This window comes from Mesobacillus sp. ABV4_180 (assembly GCF_056158485.1).
Map to the genome: position 1 here is coordinate 682,988 of NZ_JBSWTJ010000001.1, position 26,396 is coordinate 709,383.

22 protein-coding genes and 1 pseudogene are annotated in these 26,396 nt (G+C 34.8%); 11 read left to right on the forward strand and 12 right to left on the reverse strand.

Going from position 1 to position 26,396, the window contains the following annotated elements; translation table 11 throughout:
- Positions 1 to 27: 27 nt before the first annotated feature.
- Complete coding sequence (locus ACXAEA_RS03385) at positions 28 to 2,004, reverse strand: S8 family serine peptidase (RefSeq protein ID WP_475094529.1); 1,977 nt, start codon at positions 2,002 to 2,004, stop codon at positions 28 to 30.
- Positions 2,005 to 2,109: 105 nt separating this feature from the next.
- Positions 2,110 to 2,985, reverse strand: a complete 876-nt coding sequence (gene galU, locus ACXAEA_RS03390; RefSeq protein WP_475094530.1) for a UTP--glucose-1-phosphate uridylyltransferase GalU — start codon at positions 2,983 to 2,985, stop codon at positions 2,110 to 2,112.
- Positions 2,986 to 3,363: 378 nt separating this feature from the next.
- Here galU and gmd point away from each other — a divergent pair, with 378 nt between their 5' ends.
- The 8 genes from gmd to ACXAEA_RS03430 all read left to right on the forward strand — a co-directional run bounded on the left by gmd (position 3,364) and on the right by ACXAEA_RS03430 (position 13,681).
- Complete coding sequence (gene gmd / locus ACXAEA_RS03395) at positions 3,364 to 4,341, forward strand: GDP-mannose 4,6-dehydratase (RefSeq protein ID WP_475094531.1); 978 nt, start codon at positions 3,364 to 3,366, stop codon at positions 4,339 to 4,341.
- Positions 4,342 to 4,355: 14 nt separating this feature from the next.
- Positions 4,356 to 5,294, forward strand: coding sequence for a GDP-mannose 4,6-dehydratase (locus ACXAEA_RS03400; protein ID WP_475094532.1), 939 nt, complete (start codon positions 4,356 to 4,358; stop codon positions 5,292 to 5,294).
- Between the two features lie 607 nt (positions 5,295 to 5,901).
- On the forward strand, positions 5,902 to 6,576 hold the full coding sequence (locus tag ACXAEA_RS03405) for a sugar transferase (protein WP_475094533.1): 675 nt from the start codon (positions 5,902 to 5,904) through the stop codon (positions 6,574 to 6,576).
- A gap of 23 nt (positions 6,577 to 6,599) precedes the next feature.
- Positions 6,600 to 7,352 carry a WecB/TagA/CpsF family glycosyltransferase gene (locus ACXAEA_RS03410; RefSeq protein WP_475094534.1) on the forward strand — a complete coding sequence of 251 codons (753 nt, stop codon included), beginning with the start codon at positions 6,600 to 6,602 and terminating at the stop codon, positions 7,350 to 7,352.
- 9 nt (positions 7,353 to 7,361) lie between these two features.
- Positions 7,362 to 9,848, forward strand: coding sequence for a glycosyltransferase (locus tag ACXAEA_RS03415; protein WP_475094535.1), 2,487 nt, complete (start codon positions 7,362 to 7,364; stop codon positions 9,846 to 9,848).
- Positions 9,848 to 10,954: a glycosyltransferase family 4 protein gene (locus ACXAEA_RS03420; RefSeq protein WP_475094536.1), complete on the forward strand. Its 1,107-nt coding sequence runs from the start codon at positions 9,848 to 9,850 to the stop codon at positions 10,952 to 10,954. The genes ACXAEA_RS03415 and ACXAEA_RS03420 overlap by 1 nt, the downstream gene beginning before the upstream one ends.
- Positions 10,955 to 11,027: 73 nt before the next feature.
- Positions 11,028 to 12,284, forward strand: coding sequence for an oligosaccharide flippase family protein (locus ACXAEA_RS03425; RefSeq protein WP_475094537.1), 1,257 nt, complete (start codon positions 11,028 to 11,030; stop codon positions 12,282 to 12,284).
- Positions 12,285 to 12,301: 17 nt separating this feature from the next.
- Positions 12,302 to 13,681: a sugar phosphate nucleotidyltransferase gene (locus ACXAEA_RS03430; RefSeq protein ID WP_475094538.1), complete on the forward strand. Its 1,380-nt coding sequence runs from the start codon at positions 12,302 to 12,304 to the stop codon at positions 13,679 to 13,681.
- Positions 13,682 to 14,194: 513 nt separating this feature from the next.
- Here the strand turns inward: ACXAEA_RS03430 and ACXAEA_RS03435 are convergent.
- From ACXAEA_RS03435 to tagU, 10 genes and pseudogenes are all read right to left on the reverse strand, one after another.
- Positions 14,195 to 14,710 (reverse strand): annotated as a pseudogene (locus ACXAEA_RS03435) (VgrG-related protein); the annotation flags it as partial.
- Between the two features lie 91 nt (positions 14,711 to 14,801).
- Positions 14,802 to 15,386 (reverse strand): hypothetical protein, encoded by a 585-nt coding sequence (locus tag ACXAEA_RS03440; RefSeq protein WP_475094539.1) that lies wholly within the window; start codon positions 15,384 to 15,386, stop codon positions 14,802 to 14,804.
- Between the two features lie 235 nt (positions 15,387 to 15,621).
- Positions 15,622 to 15,828 (reverse strand): hypothetical protein, encoded by a 207-nt coding sequence (locus ACXAEA_RS03445; RefSeq protein WP_475094540.1) that lies wholly within the window; start codon positions 15,826 to 15,828, stop codon positions 15,622 to 15,624.
- Positions 15,829 to 15,856: 28 nt separating this feature from the next.
- Positions 15,857 to 16,867 carry an acyltransferase gene (locus ACXAEA_RS03450; RefSeq protein WP_475094541.1) on the reverse strand — a complete coding sequence of 337 codons (1,011 nt, stop codon included), beginning with the start codon at positions 16,865 to 16,867 and terminating at the stop codon, positions 15,857 to 15,859.
- A gap of 17 nt (positions 16,868 to 16,884) precedes the next feature.
- The gene (locus ACXAEA_RS03455) at positions 16,885 to 17,082 is read right to left on the reverse strand and encodes an XkdX family protein (RefSeq protein WP_475094542.1); all 198 of its coding nucleotides are present in this window, start codon (positions 17,080 to 17,082) and stop codon (positions 16,885 to 16,887) included.
- Complete coding sequence (locus ACXAEA_RS03460; protein WP_475094543.1) at positions 17,083 to 17,358, reverse strand: hypothetical protein; 276 nt, start codon at positions 17,356 to 17,358, stop codon at positions 17,083 to 17,085.
- Positions 17,359 to 17,360: 2 nt separating this feature from the next.
- Complete coding sequence (locus ACXAEA_RS03465; protein WP_475094544.1) at positions 17,361 to 17,615, reverse strand: hypothetical protein; 255 nt, start codon at positions 17,613 to 17,615, stop codon at positions 17,361 to 17,363.
- Positions 17,605 to 17,937, reverse strand: coding sequence for a hypothetical protein (locus tag ACXAEA_RS03470; RefSeq protein ID WP_475094545.1), 333 nt, complete (start codon positions 17,935 to 17,937; stop codon positions 17,605 to 17,607). Before ACXAEA_RS03470 ends, ACXAEA_RS03465 begins: the two co-directional genes overlap by 11 nt.
- A 4-nt stretch (positions 17,938 to 17,941) precedes the next feature.
- The gene (locus ACXAEA_RS03475; RefSeq protein WP_475094546.1) at positions 17,942 to 18,652 is read right to left on the reverse strand and encodes a hypothetical protein; all 711 of its coding nucleotides are present in this window, start codon (positions 18,650 to 18,652) and stop codon (positions 17,942 to 17,944) included.
- A 487-nt stretch (positions 18,653 to 19,139) separates the two neighbouring features.
- A complete protein-coding gene (tagU, locus tag ACXAEA_RS03480; protein WP_475094547.1) occupies positions 19,140 to 20,078 on the reverse strand; it encodes a polyisoprenyl-teichoic acid--peptidoglycan teichoic acid transferase TagU in 939 nt (312 codons plus the stop codon).
- Positions 20,079 to 20,355: 277 nt separating this feature from the next.
- Between tagU and ACXAEA_RS03485 the strand changes: the two genes are divergently transcribed.
- The 3 genes from ACXAEA_RS03485 (at position 20,356) to ACXAEA_RS03495 (ending at position 26,395) form a co-directional block, all read left to right on the forward strand.
- On the forward strand, positions 20,356 to 22,035 hold the full coding sequence (locus tag ACXAEA_RS03485) for a cell wall-binding repeat-containing protein (protein WP_475094548.1): 1,680 nt from the start codon (positions 20,356 to 20,358) through the stop codon (positions 22,033 to 22,035).
- Between the two features lie 117 nt (positions 22,036 to 22,152).
- Positions 22,153 to 23,865, forward strand: coding sequence for a cell wall-binding repeat-containing protein (locus ACXAEA_RS03490; protein ID WP_475094549.1), 1,713 nt, complete (start codon positions 22,153 to 22,155; stop codon positions 23,863 to 23,865).
- A gap of 286 nt (positions 23,866 to 24,151) precedes the next feature.
- On the forward strand, positions 24,152 to 26,395 hold the full coding sequence (locus ACXAEA_RS03495; RefSeq protein WP_475094550.1) for a cell wall-binding repeat-containing protein: 2,244 nt from the start codon (positions 24,152 to 24,154) through the stop codon (positions 26,393 to 26,395).
- The last annotated feature ends 1 nt before the right edge of the window (position 26,396 follow it).

Here is a 26,396-nt window from a genome sequence, read left to right on the forward strand (position 1 = left end):
CCCTTGTAGTTATTTTATCTCTTTTTCTTACTTGCTTAGAACAGTTATAACCCCATTACCTACTGACCCGACTCCTCCGAGTATTATATGCTTGTCAAACTTCCTGGCTGCCAAAATTGATATGACGGATTCTGGAAGTTTTTCTTTTTGAGTCAATAAAAGCGAAGTGTTCTCTTTTGAGATAAGAGCGGAACCAGTTAATGCATCAGCAAAAGTTGACCCTGTTGCATAATAAATCTTATTTGTATTTGAAAAATACTGATTAAAGATATTAGAGGCAACCTCATATCGATCTTTGCCTCCAATTCTGGTTGCGGCAGGTAATTGCATGAAAACATTATTGCTTACGCTTGCCTCTCCACCGACAACAATCGTATTTAACGGTAATTTGTTTTGTAAAACAGTGATTGTTTCATTAGGCAGATAATTAGGCGCAGTCAGTAAAATTGGAAAACCATTTCGAGAAGCATATGGCGCAATCGCCAGCGCATCGGGAAAATTTAATCCGTTTGCTATAACAGCAGTTTGGAAGTTACCAAGTTCAAAAGCTATATTCCTGGAAACTTCAAATCGGTTTTTTCCGTCAATTCTTCTTACGTTAATCCCCATATTTCTTAATTCAACTTCAATACTTTCACTAATGCTTCCTCTTCCGCCTACAAGAATAATCTCTCTAGCACCTAATCGAACAATTTCTGCTCGGGTAAGTGGATGTAGGCTGGATGAACCTGTTAATAGTAAAGGCGAGTCCTTTTTAAAGGCTAATGGAGCGGCGGATAATGCATCTGCAAAAGCATTATTATTACTAATAAAAACAGTGTTGGATGATTGCCACCCTTTTTTTGATATATTGACTGCTACCTCGAAACGGTCTTTGCCTGCTATCCGTTCAGCACTTTGTGGAGATTGCACCAAACCAAACCCAAACCAAGGATCCCTGCCAGGAGTTCCTAAATCAATAGCTGTTTTCCTCAATTGTTCTCTGAGTTCATTATTGGACATAGTTGGATACATTTCTTTTAATAAAGCCAAATTACCAGTGACAAAACCGGTGGCCATAGAGGTACCGCTTAATTTTGCAAAGCCATTGTTAAGATGTGTGCTAAGAATTGCAACTCCAGGAGCCGAATATTCAATTGCATTACCAGTAGCCGAAAAGCTACCGCGATTTTTTTGTTGGTCTATAGCAGAAACTGCTATTACGGAATTGTATTTAGCTGGATAAGCAACATTGTCTCCAGTTCCTTCAGGGTTTCCTTCGTTTCCTCCAGCGGCAACAATAAGGGAACCCGAATTGTAAGCTTTATTAATGGAATATTCAAGGATTGGTGAGGGATCCAGTGAACCTAAACTAAGATTGATGATATCCATTTTATTTGTAATGGCCCAGTCGATGGCTGCGATCATATCTGTTAAATAACCGTTCCCGTTGCTGTCAAGCACTTTTACTGCATATAGCTGAGCATCAGGTGCAACCCCAACAGTTCCAATATCATTGTTCAAAGCTGCCACAATGCCTGCTACATGTGTGCCATGGCCGTTGTCGTCTGTGTATGAGTTTGTATATGTAACAAAAGATGCTCCTCCAGCTAACTTGAGATCAGGGTGAGGAGCAATTCCGCTATCTAGAATAGCGATTTTTACATTTTTACCAGTATAATTAGCTTGCCAAGCCCTAGCTGATTGAACGGTTGACGTTCCCCAATCCACTACTTGTCCAACAGCTTCAATTAATTGCTCATCTTCTATCGAGAGAACAGACGATTTGGATTTAAATTTGTCCAACTGGTTGAAAGGAATTTCTATTTTAACAGCTGGTATATTTTGGTAATATTCCAAAATGGTTGAATTAGTTTTCTCTAACAATTCAATATCCAACTTCTCTTTAAACATTACCAGTTTTTTTATTTTGCCTAATTCAGATGCTGATGCAAAGTGATGAGAAAACGAAAAAAAATATAAAACAACCATTACCGAAACAAATACTTTATTAATTAAAGACATAATGGTTCTCCCTTTTTATTTATAGGTGCAGAAATTTATCTTCTGTAAATCGTGAATTAAAAAAGGAAGAACAAATTACCTATTGCTCTTCCAGTAATACAAGAATTATTGCTTTTTTATTGCCAAAATTTCATTTAAGAAATCAAGAACATCATTTCGAAGATCTTCGTGTTCTAGTGCAAATTCTATAGTGGTTTTAATGAAACCTATTTTTTCTCCAACATCGAATCTTTTACCTTCAAAATCGTAAGCAAATATGGGTTGTTCCAAATTTAATCTTTTTATAGCGTCAGTAAGTTGAATTTCCCCACCCGTACCTATGTCCTGCTTTTCTAAGAATGAAAATATTTCTGGAGTTAAAATATATCGACCCATTATGGCTAGGTTTGAAGGAGCAAAACCTTTTGCTGGCTTTTCAACTAAAGTATTTACACTATACCTTCTTTCATTATTTTCCTTAGGGTCAATAATTCCATAACGATGTGTTTCGTTTTCCGGCACAGTTTGAACTCCAATTACTGATGAGTTAGTTTTTTCGTATTCATTAATTAATTGTTTTATACATGGAACTTCACTTTTTACTATGTCGTCTCCTAATAGCACAGCAAAAGGTTCATTTCCAATGAATTTTCTCGCGCACCATACAGCGTGACCTAGTCCTTTCGGTTCTTTCTGTCTTATAAAATGTATATCTACTTTTGATGGCTCTTTTACTTTTTCTAGCAAATCATATTTTTCTTTTAAAATTAAATTCTCTTCTAATTCAAAGGCATTATCAAAATGATCTTCTATTGCCCTTTTCCCTTTACCAGTTACAATAATTATATCCTCAATCCCTGATTGTATAGCTTCTTCCACAATATATTGTATAGTTGGCTTATCCACAATAGGCAGCATTTCTTTAGGCATAGCTTTAGTTGCTGGAAGAAATCTAGTACCCAGACCTGCGGCTGGAATGATTGCTTTTCTTACTTTTTTCATCGGTACCTCCATTAGGTTGTTTACAGAAGAAGTTTTCCTTTATCTGTAATATAGCAGTTTTTTAATAAAAAAGAAATAACTCGAAAAGGTATAATGATGTCAAAATATTAATTTTAATAGTTAACAGAATCAAAAGTTGTATTTATATTTCTTTGTGAAAAACTATTGTATATTATACACTTCATCTAATATACACATTAAGAGTTATTTTTTACATATTTTTTGAAGGTTAGAAATTCATTAATAATGATATAAACTTCTTTTTGTTAAAAAAATGACAAAAAATTAAATTTTGATGTTATAATACTTAATTGAATTAATGAATATAGAAAGATTAAATGTAAATTAAATGAATGTATACGTAAAGGAGTTCTTAAAATGAAAGATAAATCAGCTTTGATTACTGGAATAACTGGGCAGGATGGTGCATACTTAGCCCAATTGTTATTAAAAAAAGGGTACAAGGTTTACGGGCTGTTGGCTAGACGTAGTACAAATACAATTTGGAGATTAAATTTTCTTGAAATTGCTAACGAAGTAGAGCTATTAGAAGGAGATATGACTGATGTCACATCACTAATAAGGGCTTTACAGATATCCCAAGCCACCGAGGTATATAATTTGGCCGCTCAAAGTTTTGTAGGGACTTCGTGGGAGCAACCTATCTTAACTGCTAACGTTACGGGAGTGGGAGTAGTAAATATTTTAGAAGCAATTCGTTTAACTAATCCATCAATTAAATTTTATCAAGCATCGACAAGCGAGATGTTTGGATTAATACAAGAAGAAATGCAATCAGAAAAAACTCCGTTTTATCCAAGAAGTCCATATGGTGTAGCAAAGTTATATGGACATTGGATAACAGTAAACTATCGAGAAAGTTTCAACATGCATGCTTCAAGTGGTATTTTGTTTAATCATGAATCCCCCCTTAGAGGTATTGAATTTGTTACTAGAAAAGTAACTGATGCTGTTGCTAGAATAAAATTGGGTGTTCAACAAGAATTAAGATTAGGAAATATTGATGCAAAACGAGATTGGGGTTTTGCGGGTGATTACGTTGAGGCTATGTGGTTAATGCTTCAACAAGAAAAGCCTGATGATTATGTTGTAGCTACTGGTAAAACAACTACAGTTAGAGATATGTGTAAAATTGCATTTGAACACGTTGGTTTAAATTACGAAGAATACGTTGTTATAGATCCTAAATTCTATCGACCTGCTGAGGTAGATGTACTCTTAGGTAATCCTGATAAAGCAAATAAAGTACTCGGGTGGGAAGCTAAAACTTCTCTCCAACGACTTATTACAATGATGGTCGATGCTGATTTAAACAGAGTGAAAAAAGAATTATAAGTAGGTTAATTAATATGAAAGTACTAGTGACTGGAGCAGGTGGATTTGTTGGGCACCATTTGGTAAATAAGCTAATTGAAAGAGGTCATTATGTAGTTCCATGTGTTCATAATAATAAAGGGAATTATATTATTCCTGTTAATGTTATTAACTTGGACATTTCCAATACTGATGAAATTCAAAGGGTGTTGGAAATAACCAAACCGGATGCTGTGATACATCTAGCAGCTCAAAGCAGTGTTCCTGTTTCTTGGGACAACCCGGCGCTTACATTTCAGATAAACACAATAGGTACGGTGAATTTATTGCAAAAAATCGGGGAGTTTAACCCGGAAATTAAATTCATTTATGTGGGGTCGAGTGAAGAGTATGGCTTATCTGCGAAAACTCATTCGCTTTTAGTAGAAGAAACAGAGTGTATCCCTCAAAATCCATATGCAATTAGTAAGTTGTCTGCAGGTCAGGCGGTTATCCAGCTTTCTAAAAAATATAACATCAATAGTTTGCATGCTAGGCCTTTTAATCATTTTGGACCCGGTCAAAAACAAGGGTTTGTAATAAGTGACTTTGCTTCACAAATTATAGAAATAGAACGAGGGTTACGGGAGCCGAAAATTCACGTTGGTGATATATCGACATATAGAGACTTTACTGACGTTAGAGATGTGATAAATGCTTATATATTATTACTTGAAAATAAGGTGGATAATGGCATTTATAACATTAGTTCAGGTAACGCTAGAGAAATAAATACTCTTTTGAATCAGTTGATATCCTTGGCGCAACTAGATGTAGAAGTTATTACCGATCCTAATAAATTTCGGGCAAGTGAAGTTAAAAAATTTGCAGGGGATTATACTAAAATCAAAAAAGCTGTGGGATGGAATGTTGAATATTCTATAGAAATAAGCTTACGGGATACCCTGGATTGGTGGAGAAACCAGATTAACTAATTTTAATCTGGCCAGACTGTAGACAAACTCGATGAATATCGAGCCTGCCTACAGTCTTTTTTTCTTTAATAATTAGTCTATTAATTTCCGTTCCAGGCGCTTCGCTTTCCGCGGGGATGGCGGTGAGTCTCCTCGTCGCAAGCTCCTGCAGGGTCTCACCTGTCCAGGTGAGACCCTAGGAGTCTGAGTGCCTTCCACTCCAATCAACCGAGCTTCAAAGATTGCCGTGGAACTATACCAAATTCTAAAATAAAATAAGCAAAAAACGCATGAAGAGATGAAGATGCTTCGAAAAATAATCCAATCCTTTTGTCGACAAACTGACCGGACAAACTAATATTAATCTAGCTTTTTTATGTTATACGATTATTTTGAAAAAGTATGGAGGCTTGTTTAATAGTAATTTCAAAATAAAAAGAAAAACAACATGCCTATTTTTGGAAATGTTATTTCCAGTTTCTATATGTTACAATTGTTTAAGTGATATTAAAGTTTTTAATATTTTAATGTAATAAATGAAATGCTATGATAATATTTATAAGTGATTTTACTGTAAATTTTATTAATAAAAGAGAACTTAAGGTAAAATAGGAGGATTACAGAAGAAATGGACGATACTTTAATGAATGTGGAAAATAGTTATCATCAAACTGATAAAGTTAATATAACTGATAAAAGGGTTTATTCTAAAGTTAAAAGATTCATTGATATAGTTGGTAGTTTGATAGGATTAACTATTTTGATGCCATTATTAATCATCGTCGCTATTAGTATAAAAATTGAAGATTCTAAAGGCTCCGTCCTCTTTAAGCAAAAAAGGATCGGTAAAGACGGAAAACCTTTTTACATGTATAAATTCAGATCTATGGTATCTGATGCAGAAAAAATATTAGATTCGCTCATAGTTCACAATGAAACCACAGGCGCTATGTTTAAAATGAAAAACGATCCGCGAGTTACCAAAGTTGGAAAATTCATAAGGAAAACTAGTATAGATGAGTTGCCTCAATTATGGAATGTCCTCAATGGGGATATGAGTTTAGTAGGACCACGCCCTCCTCTTCTTCGTGAGTATAAACAATATAGCGACTTCCATAAGCAAAGATGCCTTGTAACTCCAGGATGCACCGGACTATGGCAAATAAGTGGAAGGAGTTCTATAGGTTTTGAGGAAATGGTAAATCTGGACCTAATATACATTAAAAAAAGATCTATTCTATTTGACTTAGTAATTATAATAAAGACTATTAGGGTATTATTCGGCTCTAAAGATGCTTATTAATCATTAATTAAACAGGTGATGAAATGACAAAAGTGAAATTATTCGATATTGATTTTGATAACTACGACTTTAATGATTTGAAATCTTTTATAGACAATAAAATTCAACATAGAAAAAATTCGTATATAGTAACTTGTAATGTTGATCATATAATGAAGTTGCAAAAAGATAAAGAATTTAAAAGAGTATACAATGAGGCAGATTTAGTTATAGCAGACGGTATGCCTATTATTTGGGCCTCGCATTTACTAAGAAAGCCAATAAAAGAGAAAATATCAGGCTCTGATATTATTCCATTTTTAATTAGCCATTTTGCTGAAAAAAAATACAAATTGTTTTTTTTAGGGGCTGCACCAGGAGTTGCACAAAAAGCGGCAGAGAACCTCAAAGAAAAATACCCTAATGTATCTGATATTGGATTTTATTCACCTACATATGGTTTTGAAGAAAAGCCAGATGAAAATAGAATGATAATAAATATGTTGAATGAATTCAAACCAGATATATTATTTGTAGGGGTTGGTGCTCCTAAACAAGAAAAATGGATTAATAAAAATTTTTTAGAAATAGATGTTCCTATATCCATAGGTATAGGTGCAACATTAGACTTTCTTGCAGGTAATGTGAAAAGAGCTCCCATTTCAATGCAAAAGTCAGGATTGGAGTGGCTGTACCGTCTCTTGCAAGAACCTAGAAGGTTGTGGAGAAGATACCTTATCGAAGATAGCCAATTTCTATTATTACTAATCAAAGAAATCTTAAAAAGTAAAAAGTAGGTAATAAAAATGAAAAAACTTGATTTTATTTCCTTAAAAAACACGAAAATAAGGGACTTTAAGGATATTTCTATATTATTTGTAGTATTAATCATTATTATTACGCCTTTTATAGATTTAGCAAATGGGATTTTAACTAATAATTTTTTGATTTCTCCGGGTCAGGTTTTAAGGTCGATATTTATGATTATCGCGTTTATATTAGTATATTTACTATCTAAAAAATCTTTTTTTTACTTAAGTTATACCATTCTAACTATGTTAATTACCCTTTTGATTTATTTTGTGATTTATAATGAGTTTTTGCTATCACAATTTATATGGGATGCTAGAATTTTGTTTACCTTACTATTAACTGTTCTTTTCATAAATGTGATACCTATTCTATCAAAGAGAACCAGAGACATGCTATTAGATTCATTAGAGTTTATAGTGGCTCTTATATCCCTTGTTATTATTTTCTCAGCTCTTACTCAGACCGGTTATAACACTTATCAAAGTGGTCAGGGGGTCGGGAACAAGGGTTTTTTTATTGGTCAAAACGATATCACTGCAGTTATTTCCATGGTTTACCCTATATTAGTTTATAAACTGATAAGTACAAATCATCATAGGACCTTGCGAAGTTGTAATCTATTAGTAACATTGTTTGCAGCGCTACTTCTGGGTACTAAAAGCGGTTTATTTTTTATATTTGCTAGCTCTTTGATTGTTATTATGTTATTTTTCAATCCAACTAAGGTTGCAGCCTTTATAAAAGTAAAAAGTAAGTTACTTATTATTGTTTTTTCTTCTGTAATAATCTTATTGACTACTTTTATTCTTTTTTTTAAGAACTCACTCGAGAATTGGATAAACTACCAGATTTACTTTCTTAACAACAGTAATACATTTTTAACTTATTTACTCAGTGGTAGAAATAAATCCATTGAACCTATGTTCGAGATATTAGTAGAACAACCGATCTTTTTATTAATAGGATCTACTTTTACTAAAGGTCAAGAATTATTAAGCCAAAAGTTAGGTTATCCGGCTTTTGTTGAATTTGATCCCCTCTCTATCCTTTTTTATAATGGTAGTATTGTATTTGGATTGTATTTTCTTGTTTATATTAATTTATTTAAATATACCAATGTTTTATTTAAAAGCACTATAGAGGGAAAAGTTTTAATAATTTCTTTTTATATAGGTATGCTTTACTCTTCTCTTGGTGGGCATGTTCTATCTAGTGGGATAGCAGGGACTTACTTTGCATTTATATCTAGTTTAGTATTTTTTTATGGAGAAAAAGCATTGGAAAATAAGGGTAAGGTGGCTTCTGTGACCAAAAGAATCGCCATACTTCATTCAGGGAACTTAAAAGATATTTCTCAAGGTGGAGTATCTGAATATGTAAAACAATTTATATTAAAATCAGAGAACGCAGTTATACTCCTAGGTACTGAAAACAAAAGTGAAAATATAAAATTATTCCGTAAATATACTAGAGCTGTTAAAGGGAAGGATTATATTTTTATCCCCATCAATTATTCTGATAGGAAACCATTATCATTTTTTTATGTGGTAAATTTATTTTTGTTTATTTTGTTTAATTTTAAATTTGTTAAAAGTATTACCTATTATTATGCACAAAGAATGGAATATGTAATACCTTTTTACTTTTTCCTAAGAAAAAAAGTTTTCTTTGCGGTACATGGTTCTGGACGATATGCAACAATATTCTGGGGGAAGAGGATAGCGAAAATTTATGCCTTTATAGAGAGGCTCAGTGTAATTAGAGCACAGAAGGTGTTCGTTTTAAATAATAATGAAGATTTTGGAGTTCCTTATTATAAAAAGGTATATGAAAAATTTTCAAAGAAAATATTTTACACACCAGTACCAATAGACCAATCATTCTTCGTAGATTTACCCAAAAATGTTGTTAAAGATAAGCACAATATTAATAAAAATAGTAAAGTTATGTTGTACTTCGGTAGATTAGAACATAATCCCAAAAGAATCTTTTTTTTACCAGAAATTTTCAAACAAGTAAAGTTAAAGTATCCTGATTCTATAATGCTTATTATAGGATCTGGTAAGGATAAAAATGAATTAATCAAAAGATTCGAATCTCTAGATTTAGCAAATGATGTAATCTTAATTGAATACTTAGACCATGATGCTAAATTAATTGAAACGATTAATTGTGCTGATGTATCCTTAGTTTGTTCTTCTTTTGAGGGGATTTGTATGTCTGCAATAGAATCGTTAAGTTGCAAGGTCCCAGTAGTGGCTACAAATGTGGGAAGCATTAAGGATTATATAATTGATGGATATAACGGTTATCTAATAGATGAAGATAAAGAAGAAATACTCATCAAAAATATTTCTGATAAAGTAATTTCTACTCTTGCTACACCTTTGTCTTTCAGCAATAACTTAATTAAAGAATATGATGCAAGAAGGGTAATTAGCTCGTTAGAAAAACGAATGCTGAATCAGGTGGATGAATAATGAGAATAGTAGTGGATGCAACTAGTTTAGCCAGAACAATAACTGGGATTGAAAATTATACAAAAAATTTAGTGATTAACTTAATTAAATTGGATAAAGGTAATCATGAGGTTTTTTTTCTATTTAGAAACGGTATACCAACTTATTTAGTTGGTGAAATAGAACAGTCTAAAATATTTGTAAGTCCTTTTAAATCGCAACTATTGACAGAACAAATCTGGATTCCTTATATTTCAAAAAAAATAAATCCAGATTTAATTCACTTCCCTGCTTTTCCGCCGTCATTATTTTTAAAACGAAAATTTATCTTTACCATTTTTGATGCAACTATGTGGAAACATAAAGAAACTCTTTCTTTAAAAAACAGATTATATATGAAACCACTATCTTCGAGAGCAATCCGAAATGCGAATAAATTAATTACTATATCTGACTCTTCAAAAGAAGAAATAATTGATGTCTTCCCTGAAATTTCAAATAAGATTAAAAATCTTGGAATATCAATATCCAAGGAGTTTAAGATGATAGATGAACCAGGAAGATTATCATATGTAAAAGAAAAATTTAACCTTTCGGATAAATTTTTTCTAGCTGTAGGGAGTTTGGAACCTCGCAAGAATTTAATCTTTTTAATTAAAGCCTTTGCTGAATTTAAGAAGCTAAATATTAATGAATATAAATTAGTAATAACAGGAAGAAGCGCTTGGGGATCGTTAGAGGTTTCTGAATTAATAAAGAAGAATAACTTACAAGATGAAATTATACTAACAGGATATCTTGAAGATAATGACCTTCATGCACTTTATAATCTAGCAACTTTTTTTGTTTTTCCTTCAATATATGAGGGATTTGGGCTTCCAGTGCTCGAAGCTATGGCCTGTGGAACACCAGTAATTATATCTAATTCCTCATCTTTACCAGAAGTTGCTGGAGACGCTGGTATATATATTGACCCTTATGACCAAGACTCATTAGTTGCGGCTTTGAATAAAGTTGTTAATAATCATGAACTTTATGAGGATTTAAAATTGAAGGGCTTGCGAAGAGCTAAATTGTTTTCTTGGGAGAAAGTGGCTGGGGATATTTTCAATGAATATATTAAGTGAGATCTGTATGAAAAATAAGAAAACAATAAAATATGAATATATTAATATTTTTTGTTAGTTAACAGGTGTCTTTATGAAAAAAAACAAAAAGTTTATAGAGAATATATTCTCTTTGTTCCTAAATCAAGGTTTTAATCATATTCTCTCCCTTATCACATTCCCATATTTAATAAGGATACTCGGTCCTAGTAATTATGGTATAGTTGCCTTTGCAACGGTATTTACCCAGTACTTTATTATTTTTGCAGAATATGGTTTAAACTTAATTGCCACTAGAGATGTTACACTAAATAAAAATAACTTAGCTAAGGTATCAAGGTTATTTAGTTTGATAACTATTTTGAAGGTTTATTTAATAATTCTTAGTTTTATCTTAATGTTATTCATAGTATTTGCAGTTCCAAGTTTAAGAGAAAACTATATTGTATATCTTATAAGTTTTTTAATGGTGATTGGGAACTCCATTTTTCCAGTTTGGCTATTTCAAGGATTAGAAAAAATGAAGTATATTACTATTGCTAATGTGGGATCAAAGGTTGTAACCACGTTATGTATCTTTATTTTTGTTAAAAGTGAAGCGGATTATTTTGAAGCTATCTTTTTACAATCATTAGGTTATATAATTGCTATGATTTTTAGTCTATATTATGCATTTAAAATGTTTGGGATTAGATTTACTTTTTACCATGATATACCTGCAATGAAACAGTATTTAAAAGAAGGTGGAAATGTTTTAATTTCAAGTTTTTCACAAACTGTTTATGGACAAGGAGCTGTACTGATTACAGGATTTATTTTGGGCCAAACAACAGCAGGATACTATTCTGTCGTTCAAAGGGTTACTAGTATTATAGTAAGTTTAACTCATCCTTTTTCACAAGTTCTCTATCCATACATTTGTAAATTAATTTATGAGGATAAGGAAAAATATAATGAAATAAAGAAGATTATTCCACTAATTACTTTATTATTCGGTGCTACTATTGGTTTAATTATGTTTTTTTCTGCAGGGTTTATTGATAAAATTTTAACTGGTGGCTACAACCCTGAATTGGTAATGTTATTCAAAATTTATGCTTTTATTATAGCTTTAAACATAGTAAATGTTATTCTAAATCCCTTTTTATTATCTATGAAAAAATATAAAGAAATGAAAAAGATTTATGGATTTGCATCAATTATGTTTATTGCTATATCAATTCCAGCTACCTACTCTTTTTATAGTACTGGAATGGCTTTAAGTATCTTCCTAATAGAGGGATTCATTCTTTGGAAAATGTTTAGAGCAACAAAAGATGATCCGAAAAATAAATCTTTAGATTATGAATAATTTTGGAGGGAAATAAAATGAATTTAGTGCTTCTTTCAGGTGGCTCCGGAAAACGACTTTGGCCCCTTTCGAATAATTCTCGGTCGAAACAATTTCTGAAAATACTTGAAGACTCAGACGGGAATCATATTTCTATGGTTCAACGAGTATATAAACAGATTGAATCTGCAAAATTAAATAACACTGCTGTAATTGCAACCAGCAAAGCTCAAGTGGAAATGATACAGAGTCAACTGGGAAATAATATTCCTATTGTTATTGAACCAGAGCGTAGAGATACCTTTCCTGCCATCGCACTTGCTGCGACTTTCTTATATTCTGAGAAAAAAATTGATTTAAACGAAGTTGTAACTGTTCTGCCTGTAGATCCATATGTGGAGGATGCTTTTTTTCAAACGGTAGCAAAATTAGAGAAAGTCGTAATAGAATCAAACGCTGATATGGTTTTAATGGGTGTTAAGCCTACCTATCCATCAACAAAATATGGATATATTGTTCCTCATAATGCAGAAAGTGAAAATGACTTCTTAAAGGTTAGTCATTTTAAAGAAAAGCCATCGGAGGATTTAGCAAACTCTTTGATTAAAGAAAATGCACTTTGGAATTGTGGTGTTTTTTCGTTCAAACTAAGTTTTATTATAGATATTATCCAAGAATTGAGTTTGCCCTTAGAATATGAGAAACTTTCGCATTATTACAATCAACTGCCAAAGAATAGCTTTGACTATGAAGTTGTGGAGAAAGCTAAAAGCATTGCAGTTTTACCGTTTGAAGGTTATTGGAAGGACCTTGGTACTTGGAATACATTAACAGAAGAGATGGGATCCAATACTATTGGAAAAGGAAGAATAAGTGAGGATAGTGTTAATACTCATCTAATTAATGAGCTTGATATACCTATTGCTATCTTAGGGGTATCAGATTTATTAGTTGCTGCATCTCCTGATGGAATTTTAGTTACAGAGAAGTCAGCTAGCCCTAGATTAAAAGAAATGATTCTTGACTTTGAACAACGACCAATGTACGAGGAGAGACGTTGGGGTTGGTACAAGGTATTGGATTTTACAAAATATGATCAAGAAACCGAAGTTCTCACTAAGCGAATCCATATCTTGGAAGGTAAAAACTTAAGTTACCAAATTCATGATAAAAGAAGTGAGGTATGGACCGTAGTTATGGGGGAAGGGGAACTCCTTCTAAATGGTAAACACACGAGAATAAAGACAGGAGACACTATTGAAATTCCTGCAGGAACTAAGCATTCTATTAAAGCCGTAACAGATGTTGAAATTATTGAAATACAAAGAGGATCTGAACTGATTGAGGATGATATTATTAGATTAGAACATGATTGGGAAAATATACTGGAAATCTATGCCGAGAAAAATTTTAAATAATTAATATTTAATAAAAACAATTGATTTTAGCACTCTGTGGTAGTTTTTTCAAAGTATCTCACCTCAGAGTGCTTTAATAATAGTGAAAAAACTGGTGGTTTAAGGGGATGATAGATAAAAATTTATATAAACTTTTTAATTAATGTTTATAGTAGTAAGTTCGCTCTATTCTCAGCTTATACTTACCAGTGTTGGATAACCATCCCCAATATAAGGTACTTCATAGTTTACAGATTAAATCGTAAGCTGATTGTCACTTTGTCCTTAATAAAGAATGGTTATGGTTATAAATGCTCCTTTGCGTCCTCTGTAAACTTCAGGCACCACAAATTCTTTCCTTTTGATTTTCGTATGTGGGTGTATGATTAAAGATCCAAGGATATTGCCGTATATTAAAAGTGGTCAAGGGAGAGGAAAAGAAAATAAAATAGAAAAGAAAAGACACATTCTCAAACCAATACTGAAGAATCAAGTTTTTTTTTTCATTTTCGTTAAAGGCCATTATTCCACCGCCTACCCTAGCATACTTAGTGCATCTTTCATTTCGTTCATGAATCGGTTCACGACTGATTGACGGATACTTGCTGACGATTTCGAGAAGTATTTCTTTCCGTTATTGGCTGCTCTCTCGTTGTATACCCTCTGAATTATCTCTGATTCACTCATGCCCATCTTAATACCAACGCCTTTGAACACGTTAGCAGCACCGGCAGAACCATGCTGAACCGCTGTAGACCAAAGGACATTCTGAACAGCAGGGGAATATTTCGTTACATCAAACCCAATTGATGATTTAATCTTGTTGGCTGCAGGATCAAAGTGTGATTGTTTAATGAAATTATGTTGTAGCGCGTTAAACTTCTCTGCGCTATGGCATGCAATACTCTTCCAAACACCATCAAACTGAGATGTACCTGGCTTGTATTGGGAAAGTGCTTTATACGTTGTAGGGTCTGCGCCCTTTATGTAACTCATGAAGCTGTTCATCGTTCCTGTGTTTGTGGCTATCTGATAGGTTCCGTAGGAAGCACCGCCCCAATCGAACTATTCCGGGCAATGGTTCCTGGACCAGACGAACCAGACTCATATTTTTTCGATAATGAGCCTAGTTGCCCACCTCCTACGGTGTTAGAAAACCCGATTTATAGAATTCCAGTTCAGCACCAGCCATAGATTTATCTAACTCACCTTGATACTTAAGCGCGAACATCTTCCATGCAGCATCCTCGCCATATTGCAAACTTCGCCATTCAAGCTGAGCTTTTTCTGTCGCTGACATATTGTTGAATGTGTACTGTCTCCAGGCAATTTCAGAGTTCTTTTCCTGTGCATAACGATCATCCATAATCGCGTCACGGCTTTGCTGGTTTCCTCTATCCTCTGCCCTATTCTGAGCATCAACCAAGGCTCTAGCACGTTCTGCTTCGAGTGCTGCAATCATTGCCTGTTCTTCTGCAGGGTTGTTGATGTCTGCAATACGCTGGTCATATTCATTCATCTGAGCCTGTTCCTGGACATTCAACTGATTCAATGAAGCTTGTCGCTGATTGTTCTGCGCTACTTGTGCCGATACGTTCTCGCCTGTCGCTGTAAGCCTGTTTGCTGCCATTAATTCTCTTAAGCGTTGGACATTCTGCTGATTGACTACATCAGCCTGATTCCTTGCTTGCTGGAATTGTGGGGCTCTGCTGGTTGATACCGCCAATCGCTTTATCTCTCTGGGCCTTTAACTGGCTGAGTTGTGAGTTTTTCTTTTGATCGTATAGATGGTTAACCTGATTCTTTCCCTGGTCCACTAAGCTTTTCTTTGTCTGTTCGATGTCGTAGAGATTTTTCTGTTTCGTCAGGTCGGCTGTGTAATTACGGAAGTTGTTCTGGACCTCGTAACGGTCTTTACCGCCAATACGCTGAATATTTGCTCCTGAATTGACGAGCTGTTTTTAAAGGTTATCATTGATACCGCCAACAGCTCCGGCACCACCAAGGATGACAGGGTTAGCGCCTGTCTTATAGGCGTGTAAAAGGTCTTTATACTTCGAATCATCACCATAAGAGGATACATCGTAAAACTTTCCCTGTATGCCGGATTGCTTCGCTAGTTCAATATCTGTCTTAGAACCGTAATAGGTACGGTCAAATTGTGCCATGCTTTCACCTCCAAATAAAAAAGAGCCCTTAAAGGCTCTTGCTTGGTTGACCTATGATTACGTTTTCTCTCTTCTGCGTTTTTTTGAGAAGAAAGGTTAAAATGTATCTTCTTGCTGTTTCAATCGCTACACATCCATAAAAGACAACAATTACCGAAACCACCAAGTGAGGGAGGAACCACGGACTATTCCAAAACCATTGGGTTTTTAATACCGTTCGGTAAAGGAACCCATTTAAGTAGGGATTCGTATGGATGATATAAATTGCGAATGTAAAAGTAGCGAGATAATTTATCTTTGTCGACTGTATGTTAAGTTTCGAGAAGAACATGAACAAGGCCACTGAACTTACCAGGTTGTAAATTGTATTATAAGCTAAGTTGAATTCCATAAATGTGACTGTTGTTGATAGCAGGTATACTCCTAAAAACAACCACTTGCTGTTCTGATCCTGAACATGCGTTTTGATATACGCTCCAATAATATAAAGCATGATAAAGTTCAGTACCCCATAACCTCCATCATTGTATGATACACCTGGCATCAACGTAGGAAAGACTGAAAAAGAAATGATATTAACCACCGCTAATTGCTGGAATTGTTTCTTGGTTAAATGGTTCATCATCGTATTCAAGAAAGGTGATAATAGGAATAATACGATGTAAGAACCAACATACCAGTTTGATCCGTAAAATGGAATTGCTGAGTATGCCAACCCTTGAAGAGTGAACCCGTGCTGCATTAACGAAATTGCCGTATAAAATGCCATCCCATAGAAAACAGCAACTCCTACCAGATTAGTAGCTTTATTGACAACAATATAGGTCTTTCCTGACATGAAATAACCACTCACTAAAACGAAACAATTCACCGCAATAATACTCATACTCTCTAAAAATAGCATCGCATGATGATTAATCGTTCCCTCTGGCACATTCGACAATCCACCGCCCATATCCCCATTGAAATAATGAAGCACCAACACCATTAGAATTGAAACAATCTTTAAAAGCTCAAAGTTGCTATAGCGATTTCCCATTGTATTTCTCCTTATTGTCATATATCTTGATTAAACAACAGAAACGATATAACAACAAGAGGAATTTTGACAAATAGTAACAAAATCACATAAGGTTCACCAGTGATTTGTTCATACTGATCTGAAGTAAGTTTCCCGTATTGAACATATTTCGCAATTCGAGTTTTGTCGTGATAAATGGACCAATCGTTTTGAGCGTATGAAAACCAGTCCATTTAAATCACTCCCTTCATCATTAGCTCGAATACTAAATCCGTTTGTTGTTTTTTTAGCAATTCCAATTCAGAAAGTGGCTGCGATTGATTCCGAGTGGTTTCAATCTCTTCCTTTGTAGCCCCTTCAATAAACTCCGTACGAGAATCATTGAGCTTTGCTCTAAATAATCCATTTGGAGGCTTAAAAGGAACACAATCGGCTGGTATTAATTCACCTTCAACAATGAAAGGCCCTATATATTCCCCGTTCGAATCGACTTTAGAGTACTGTTTCATTCTTACACCGCCTTATAGTGAGCATAAAACTTTAACCAATTGCTCGCTGCGTTTTCATTAAGCAACACTTCTCCTGCAGCTGTAATGGTAATACTGGCATCACCTGTAACGGATGTTCCGTTGAACGCACTACCTGGCCCGAAAATATTCCCGGAAGGCATATAACCTACTGGCATTTGAGCGATTTTGGTACCTGTAGTGGCAACGCCGCCTGTAATCATACCTTCTACATGAACAAAGCCTAATTCATCCTTCATATATCGAGCCGGCACGTTGTTCCCTGGGAAAACACCATCCATTTTGAAGCACCATGCTGATCCAATTTTCCTGTTGTTTCTTCGCATATCCACTCGCGACACTTTCAAGCATGGTCTGCAAATCATTGCCGTTTAAACCATTAATGGATGTAGCTCCGATGTTTTTTGCTCCGCTATCTCCTGCTGTGGTTCTCATAAGAGCATCAATCAACTTGTTTAGATACTGCCTCACTTCATCTGGAGCTGCATCGAATTGAGCTTTCAATTCATTAGGATTCAAGGTTGGTTTATCCGCTAGATCCGCTACTTTTTTCGTGAACATACTATCACCTAACTTTGGACTGATAGCGATATGAAATACCCATCGACAAAACCGCCAGGCTTTCGTGCGCCTTATCGTTCTTAATAAGCAATTGGAAGTGTGTAATCTTCTTTGCTTTGATTTTCATTTTTGTTTCCTTTGGGAAAGTGGAGAAAATGAACGTAAAATTGGCGAAATCTATGTTCCCGAAATCAAAGGGGTTAAACTGAACAGGTTTCCCGCCTAATAAGGTGATTTCTTTCCTGTCTGATATATAATAAAGGTTCAAACTCGTTGCGCTCGCTGGCTTCATTGCGAAATACAAGCTATTCACGTACTTATAGTGTTCATCAGAACCGAATGTGAGAGGTTTGGACTTCCAATAAGCTTCAATCGACTGTCCATCATCAAGGTAAGAGTTTACATCGGAAGTTTCTTTCTTGAATCTGAAAACCAATCCTTCTTTTGTGCTGCCGAAATACAAATAACCTCCCATTTCTAAGAAACAGGAAGCAAAGATATTGGTATAGTAGCACCATTCGCCATGTGGATTGTTCATTGATTTCTGTGTATAGTCCAGGACATATACATTCCCGTTAATGGAAAGCCAGTATTTACGGTCGTAATCTGCGGAAGTAACTTGTTCTAGGGTGATTTCCTTCAATAAGCGAGGGTCTACGTTATCCGAGATATGAGCAACGTTCCTTTCGTCCCTAACATTGGAGGCTACAAGCATATAAACACCATCTTTAGAAAGCCATACAGGATTGTTCTCGATGATTTGTATAGAGTTGGTGGCGTAAGCACCCACCTGGTCATTAATCGGCTTAGAAGGGAACGAAGCGTTTCCTGCTTCATCTAAATCAAAGGAGATTACATGTTGGGCAACAATCTCTTATTATTTTACTTTACATATTCCAGTAGGATTTTATATCTATGATAAATTAAAATATTTCATTGGTGTAAAATTACCTTCATTTATTGATCCTATCGTTTTAACTGTAGTTACACTAATTTCTGTAACTCCTTTTGTTATTTTTATTAACAATAAAGCTCCATTTATCATTTCCAAAAAAAGAATAGAAAAGAAAGGGACTTTAGCAGCATAAGTCCCTTCTTTTCTATTGTTTCCATTACATAAAAGATCATTGAAAAAAGAATAAAGGGCACTGGTTTTTGTAACCCTAATTCAGGATTAGTTCCAATTTCTAATTCACTTTTATTTACATTTCTAAATGTTGTTTTAAAGTTGTTTGTATTCTAGACCTTTCATCGTTTGGTACTTGTAAATAATAGGTACCATTAATTTTTGTACCCTGTCCGTTTAATGTCAGTTGCTCAATTGATTTGCTGGCAGCCTTATATTTGCTTTGAATTGTCATCATTTCATCAAAAGTCAAATTTGTTTTTACATTATTACCTAACGCATCAAAAATTTCACCAAAATTAGCTAATGTACCTAAACTTGCACCTTCATTAATTACTGCTTGTATTATTTGCCTTTGGCGCTGTTGTCGGCCAAAGTCACCACGGGGATCTTCATAACGCATTCTGGAATACTTAAGGGCTTTCTCTCCAGAAAGCTTCAATTCTCCTTTAGGAAAATGTGTTCCTTCATAAGTAAAATCTAAATCATTTACAACTGTTACTCCTCCGACAGAATCCACGATATCTTTAAAGCCTTCCATATTAATCTGCACTACATAATCAATGGGTATATCAAGAAAATGTTCCACTGTAGCTAGCGACATCTCTACACCGCCAAAAGCATACGCATGGTTAATTTTGTCTTCTGTACCTTTTCCTATTATTTCTGTTCTAGTATCACGTGGTATACTTAACATTTTTACTGAATTTTGTTCTGGATTAATTGTTAGTGTAATAATTGAATCGGAACGACCACGGTCACCTTCCCTTTCATCTACTCCTAACAAAAGAACTGAAAATGGCTGTGCTTTTTTCAAAGAGACTTCTTCAGTACGTTTCTCAGATCTTTCTCTTTCTATGGGTGAATGCATGGTATCCACAGCGTCTGTCAGGGAATTATAGACTGAAAATGCATATGCACCTATTATTGTTAATAAAAACACAAAACTAAAAATTAAAACCCGAAGCCATCTCCGTTTTTTCTTTTTTGTCTTATTGTCCAATCTTGAACTCATTTTATTGCCTCCTATTTTGAACAATAACCTAATAAATTATTGTATTTTCTTATGACGAAATATTAGACGTTTTGTCGAAGGGAAAGTTTCTTACAAATATTAATAATAAGCGTTTAACTCTTTATAAACAATGGGTATAAAAAATATTTTTTACAAAAACTAGAATTGTATATTGAAAAAATACCTAGAATAATAGGTGGGTAATATGGTATAAATAAATGGTAATTATTTGTTAATAGGATGATTGATTACAGACTATTTTAACGGAGGTATTCTATTGAACAAACTCAAGTTATACATTATTGTTTTTACATCTCTTTTTTTGTTATCTGCCCTTTTATTACCACAGTCTTCTGAGGCAGAAGGTATCAGGTATTCTGGTGCAGATCGTTTTGATGTAGCTGGGAATATTGCTAAAGCTGGCTGGCCGAGTGGTACACACACAGTTGTTTTATCCAATTACGATGCTTATGCGGATGCATTGACTGCAGGTCCTCTGGCAAAACAGTTAGGGGCTCCAATACTGTTAACTCAATCAGGGTTTCTTACACCTAAAACCAGAGATCAACTGAATTTTCTAAAACCTGAAAAAGTAATTATTGTTGGTGGAGAAGGCAGTGTCTCTTCATCTGTTAAAGTTCAGCTTGAACAGGAATTGAAAATTCCAGAGGTAGAAAGAATCGGTGGAAAAGACCGCTTTGAGGTTTCAAAGAATATCGCTTCATTTATAACTTCGGATACTGCCTTTATTGCTTACGGGCTTAATTTTTCTGATGCCTTAGCTATATCACCCTACGCGGGAAGCGTTGGGGCCCCGATACTACTTAGTAATAAAAATGACCTTACAACACCCACAGTACAGGCTCTAGCTGGAAAAAATAAAACTTACATAATTGGCGGAACCGGAAGTGTTTCTCAATCAATAGAATCTGGGCTTCCCAATCCTACGCGTATTGGTGGGAAGGATCGATTTGAGGTATCTGCTAATATCATAAAAACCTTTAATATCTCTACTGAAAAAGTATATATAGCTACAGGATTAACTTTTGCAGATGCATTAACTGGTTCTGTGCTGGCTGCAACGGAGCAGGCTCCTTTGCTGCTATCTCACCCTGCATCAGTTCCTCAATCCATCAGGAATTTAATACAAGAAAAGAATATCAGTAATTATGTGATATTGGGTGGTCCTGCATCAGTACCTGATTCGATTGTGTCACAAATGTTCAGTAGACTTCCCTTGGCAGGTAAAAAGATTATGCTGGATCCGGGACACGGTGGTGCCCAGGATCCAGGAGCAAGTCACTTTGGTTATATCGAAAAGCATTTGAACAGTCAATTTGCTTTGAAATTAAGCAGGGAATTAACAAACCGTGGAGCAACCATACAATATACTCGTAATCCTAATCAAGACCTGTATTTATCATTAGAGGATCGAGCAAATATTGCGAATAATGCTCAAGTCGATTTATTCATAAGCCTGCATCATGACGGAAGTGTTGATCAGAACGCCAAAGGATTAAGCACTCACTACAGTAGCTATCGTCCAGGAATCGAAACACAGGACGTATATGTTATTTCTTATGGGAAAAGATATGAATTTGTTAGGGAAGATACACCAAATAAATCCTTCGTGGTTTCCAATGGTGGCGTACAAAGTTCTATTAGCTACATGGGACAAACGATTGCTTACGATACAACTTCACCAAGCTTGGCAGCCTCTGAATCTAAGAAATTAGCACAGCTTTTTGGAGCAGCTCTTACCACCCCGCAAATTTCAAATAGAGGTTTTATAGATCAAAATTTCTTTGTTGCTAGATGGACTAAGATGCCTTCTGTTTTGATTGAACTTGGCTTTGTGTCAAATCAACAGGAAGTTACTTTATTAGCCAATCAGGATATCCAACAGGCAAGGGCAATTAAGCTAGCGCAATCTATTGAGGATTTTTATAGAAATTAGTTTAGAAAACTGGATTTTGTGAATCCGGTTTTCTTAGACATTATTTAGTATTTTTTAGAACTTCATTTCATATTATTTATCAGTCAACCAAGAAAAAAGAAAAAATGGGGGAAAATTTTGAAAAGGTTAGTAGTAATGTTTTGCGCATTTTTGTTTTTGTTTCTGGGAAATACAGAGAAATCATTTGCTGATGCTTTACCGGATAGGTTTGGAGGGAAGAACCGCTTTGAAGTTGCAGTCAGTTTGTCACAAAAGTGGTCGATATCTGACTCAGTATTTATAGTTAACCATACTGCTTTTGCTGATGCTTTATCTTCTGGTCCGCTCGCATACAAAAATAACTCTCCCATCTTGTTAGCTCTCCCGGATCGTTTAACAGATGAGACTGTTAAGGAAATTAACCGTTTATCACCAAAAAAGGTTTTCGTTATTGGTGGGGAAGGCAGTATCTCAAATAAAGTAATAGAGCAACTTAACTCTATGGGAATTACTAATATTGAAAGAATAGGAGGCAAAAATAGGTTTGAAGTTTCTGCTAATATAGCTCTAAAGATTAACCAATGGGAAAAAGTTATCATCGCTAACGGACTTAATTTTCCTGATGCCCTGGCTATTTCTCCTTACGCCGCAACTCAGCAAATGCCTATCTTGTTGACTATACCCTCAGTATTGCCAAGTCCTATAGCAACTTTATTGCGTGAAAAAGGTACTAAACAATCATTTATTATTGGTGGAGAGGCAAGTGTTACCCCGCAGGTTGAACATAACCTGCCTGCCCCTTTAAGAGTTGGAGGGAAAGATCGTTTTGAGGTAGCTGCAAATATTGTAAAAACACTTAAAACTCCTACTGAAAAAATATATATAGCGACTGGTTTAACATTTGCTGACGCGTTGACTGGATCAGTAGTTGCTGCAAAGGAAAATGCCTCTTTGCTTTTAACACTAAGCGACTATACACCTGAACTAACTTTAAATATTTTCAAAGAATTTTCTATTCCAAATTATTCTATTTTAGGAGGAACGGGCTCAGTAAGCGAGGATGCAGTCTCGGATATTCAATATCATAAACAATCAGATAATCCTATAATTTATTTAGTGCCACATGCCGATGATGAAGTGCTTACATTTGGGGTAGATATTATAAATCAGATAAAAAACAACAGAGAAGTGTTTGTTCTCCTCTTGTCCCAAGGTGAAGATTCTACCGCTAGGGAAGTAATTAATGGGCTGTACGATGAACAATCCAGTCATATATATCCGCTGTTTGGTCCAGTAAAATGTACGTGGCATGGAGTATACCATGATCCTCATAAAGAATCATTTTTACATGGTCACCTGGATCGAAATGAATTTGGAGAAATAAGAAGTAATGACTTTAAACTTGCTTCAGAAGCTTTGGGTGTTAAAAAGGAAAATATATTTTTAGAAACTCTCTCTTCAGGGGAATTCAATAAGAGTAATATAAGCAGGATTATTGAAAAATACCATAGTCAATTTCCTGAAGCTGAATTCAGGACCATGTCATGGTATGACAGGCATGCTCCTCATGCTCTTATTGGTGCAATAATAAAGGAGAAGGAAGAGAAAGGTGAAATTCATCCCTTAAAGACAACCTATTTTTTATCTATATATACAGATCGCTTTGCTAAAGCAAGAGTGCCTTTTAAAACTAAAAAAATCCAAACACAGGATAATCAAAGTTTATTAAATGGTATAAATGTTTATAAAAATTTCAATCCAATGAATGGATTTTACGGGAGTGGCTATCATTCTGTAAAAAGTCAGTTTGACCAGTTGCAGCAGATACCATATGTTAATATTCATTATTAATATAAAGGTAAGGAATAAACCTTGTGGAAAAAGGTTTATTCCTTTTTGTTTTGGGACGGAAAAGTAATTTTTATGTCTTGCCTCAAAACTCTCAATATATTCATTAGATAAATAGACAAAAAATGATAAAGTTACCTATAACCCATTTACGGTTCTGTAAAATTTTGATAGATTAGAAATATACTTGTAAAAAAGGAGATGGTATTTTAATAATATTGTCTGAATTTGTAAAGGTTGTAGAGTTTAGTAGCCACATGAAAATAGAATAAAATTTGGGGGACAAAAAGTGAGAAAATTTTTAAGCATCTTTGTGTGTTTTGTCTTATCTATATCTCTTTTTAATGCGGCGCATTTAAATAGAGTAGAAGCAGCAGATTCCGGAGCTACCACGATTGATAGAATTGGAGGGGCAAACCGCTTTGAAGTGGCTGTCGGTGTTTCGCAAACTGGTTGGAGTACTGCCGATACCGTCATTATTTCATATTATGGTGCTTTTGCAGATGCTTTAACTGCAACTCCCTTAGCAATAAAGTATAATGCACCGATTCTTTTAACCCATAAAGATTATCTTACGAAAGAAACCGAAACAGAGATAAAGAGATTAAAAGCAACAAAGGCTATTATAGTTGGTGGTACTGGCAGTGTTTACACCAAAGTCGAAGAGGATTTAAAACGAATAGGAGTAACTCCTATTAAACGTTTTGGTGGAAGAGACCGTTTTGAGGTTTCTAAAAATATTGCAGATGAGTTTCCTGCTGCGAATAAAGCCATTCTTGCTTATGGCATGAATTTCCCTGACGCTTTAGCTATAGCACCTTATGCTGCAGAGCATGGCTACCCAATTTTATTGACTACTGCTGATAAAGTTCCAGATGTTATTAAACCGGCACTTTATAATACTGCTGTCACTAATACTGTTATTTCTGGGGGTCCTGCAAGTGTTGGCGATAATATTTTCAATGAATTGAAGGACAATGGCAAAAACCCAGTGCGTATAGGTGGGAAAGACCGATACGAAGTAGCAGCTAATATTGTTAGTACCCTTAATTATGGCACTTCAAACAATAAAGCGTTTATTGCTACCGGATTAACATTTGCAGATGCATTAACCGGATCTGTATTGGCTGCAAAAAATCACGCGCCAATATTATTATCACATCCAGATAGGGCAATGCCTTCAATCCAAAATACGATTTTCAATTATTCAAAGTATAATTTGACACTATTAGGTGGACCAGCCTCAGTTCCAGACCAGACCGTAACTTCACTTATCAGCTACAGGAAAGCAGTTGTAAATGATGATGGTACGTTGATGGTAAATAACACAAATTATAATTCTATGGATGCTATTCCATTAGCTTATAATAATGAAGTAGCTGTATTTGGAAATCAAATAGTTAAAATGCGATATGGTATGGTATATGCATCGCCTTCATTTGGTAAATCAACTGTAACTATTTACAATGCTGAAGGTGGATACCTTACATATGTTGCGCCTAATACAGAAATGCAATATATCTCAGGTGATAATGAGAGAGTAAAAGTTCAGGTTGCTGACTTTGAAGGTTATGTCTATCAATCACAAGTAAGAATGCTTCCGTGGAATGCAGTAAAGAATCGAAGTTATTACTATGTAAGCAATGGAGATTTGATTCACAAAGTAAATAATGTGAGCACGGTTGTAGGGAAGGCCCCAAGCTTTATGGCCACAGGAACAAGTTATTTCAGCTGGGATGGATACAATTTCTCGTTATCAAATGGGCAATACGCAGGAAAATATAGGCAATATTTTCAGTACCTCCCTATAAGAACTAAGACATCTTACACGTCAGAAGATTTGTTAGGTTATATAAATAATAACTCTGAAATTAGAGCTTGGGAGACTAGAGAGGGGCGTCAAAGTCCTTTAAGACAACGTGAGTTAATTGATGCAATGCTTAAAGCGCAAACTGATTACAATATTAATGCATTGTTTATCCTCGCTACAGCTATTCATGAAAGTGCATGGGGAGTAAGTGATATTGCTACTGCAAAACGCAACCTTTATGGCATAAAGGCTTACGATTCCAATCCAGAAAGTTCGGCAGAAGGATTTGATACGTTTGCTGAAAGCGTAGTAGAATTTGCCAATGTTTATATGTCCAATGGATACACAAAAACTACAGACTACCGCTATAATGGTGGCGTTCCTGGACACAAAGGAATCGGAATCAATGTTAGATACGCTTCTGATCCAAATTGGGGTTCTAGAGTTGCAGCCCATATGTATAAAATTGATAAATATCTAGGCGGTAGGGAGTTTGGAAAGTATCGGGTAATGGCAACAACAGAAACGTTTAAGGTTCGGTGGGATACAAACTGGAACGCTACAATTGTTTATACTTATCCAAATGCAAATATTCCTGTGGTGATTTTAGGTGAAAAACAGGGAGATATCTACGAAGAAAGTACACTATGGTATAAAATTATTTCTGAATCAAACGGACATGAAGTCTATATTCATTCAAAAGGTGTAAAACCTTTAAATTAGT

Bases quoted from the DNA above. Each gene is read 5' to 3' on its own strand.
- ACXAEA_RS03385 (WP_475094529.1), bottom strand. From the start codon at position 2,004: ATGTCTTTAATTAATAAAGTATTTGTTTCGGTAATGGTTGTTTTATAT.
- galU (WP_475094530.1), bottom strand. From the start codon at position 2,985: ATGAAAAAAGTAAGAAAAGCAATCATTCCAGCCGCAGGTCTGGGTACT.
- gmd (WP_475094531.1), top strand. From the start codon at position 3,364: ATGAAAGATAAATCAGCTTTGATTACTGGAATAACTGGGCAGGATGGT.
- ACXAEA_RS03400 (WP_475094532.1), top strand. From the start codon at position 4,356: ATGAAAGTACTAGTGACTGGAGCAGGTGGATTTGTTGGGCACCATTTG.
- ACXAEA_RS03405 (WP_475094533.1), top strand. From the start codon at position 5,902: ATGGACGATACTTTAATGAATGTGGAAAATAGTTATCATCAAACTGAT.
- ACXAEA_RS03410 (WP_475094534.1), top strand. From the start codon at position 6,600: ATGACAAAAGTGAAATTATTCGATATTGATTTTGATAACTACGACTTT.
- ACXAEA_RS03415 (WP_475094535.1), top strand. From the start codon at position 7,362: ATGAAAAAACTTGATTTTATTTCCTTAAAAAACACGAAAATAAGGGAC.
- ACXAEA_RS03420 (WP_475094536.1), top strand. From the start codon at position 9,848: ATGAGAATAGTAGTGGATGCAACTAGTTTAGCCAGAACAATAACTGGG.
- ACXAEA_RS03425 (WP_475094537.1), top strand. From the start codon at position 11,028: ATGAAAAAAAACAAAAAGTTTATAGAGAATATATTCTCTTTGTTCCTA.
- ACXAEA_RS03430 (WP_475094538.1), top strand. From the start codon at position 12,302: ATGAATTTAGTGCTTCTTTCAGGTGGCTCCGGAAAACGACTTTGGCCC.
- ACXAEA_RS03445 (WP_475094540.1), bottom strand. From the start codon at position 15,828: ATGGCACAATTTGACCGTACCTATTACGGTTCTAAGACAGATATTGAA.
- ACXAEA_RS03450 (WP_475094541.1), bottom strand. From the start codon at position 16,867: ATGGGAAATCGCTATAGCAACTTTGAGCTTTTAAAGATTGTTTCAATT.
- ACXAEA_RS03455 (WP_475094542.1), bottom strand. From the start codon at position 17,082: ATGGACTGGTTTTCATACGCTCAAAACGATTGGTCCATTTATCACGAC.
- ACXAEA_RS03460 (WP_475094543.1), bottom strand. From the start codon at position 17,358: ATGAAACAGTACTCTAAAGTCGATTCGAACGGGGAATATATAGGGCCT.
- ACXAEA_RS03465 (WP_475094544.1), bottom strand. From the start codon at position 17,615: ATGAAGGATGAATTAGGCTTTGTTCATGTAGAAGGTATGATTACAGGC.
- ACXAEA_RS03470 (WP_475094545.1), bottom strand. From the start codon at position 17,937: ATGTTCACGAAAAAAGTAGCGGATCTAGCGGATAAACCAACCTTGAAT.
- ACXAEA_RS03475 (WP_475094546.1), bottom strand. From the start codon at position 18,652: ATGCTTGTAGCCTCCAATGTTAGGGACGAAAGGAACGTTGCTCATATC.
- tagU (WP_475094547.1), bottom strand. From the start codon at position 20,078: ATGAGTTCAAGATTGGACAATAAGACAAAAAAGAAAAAACGGAGATGG.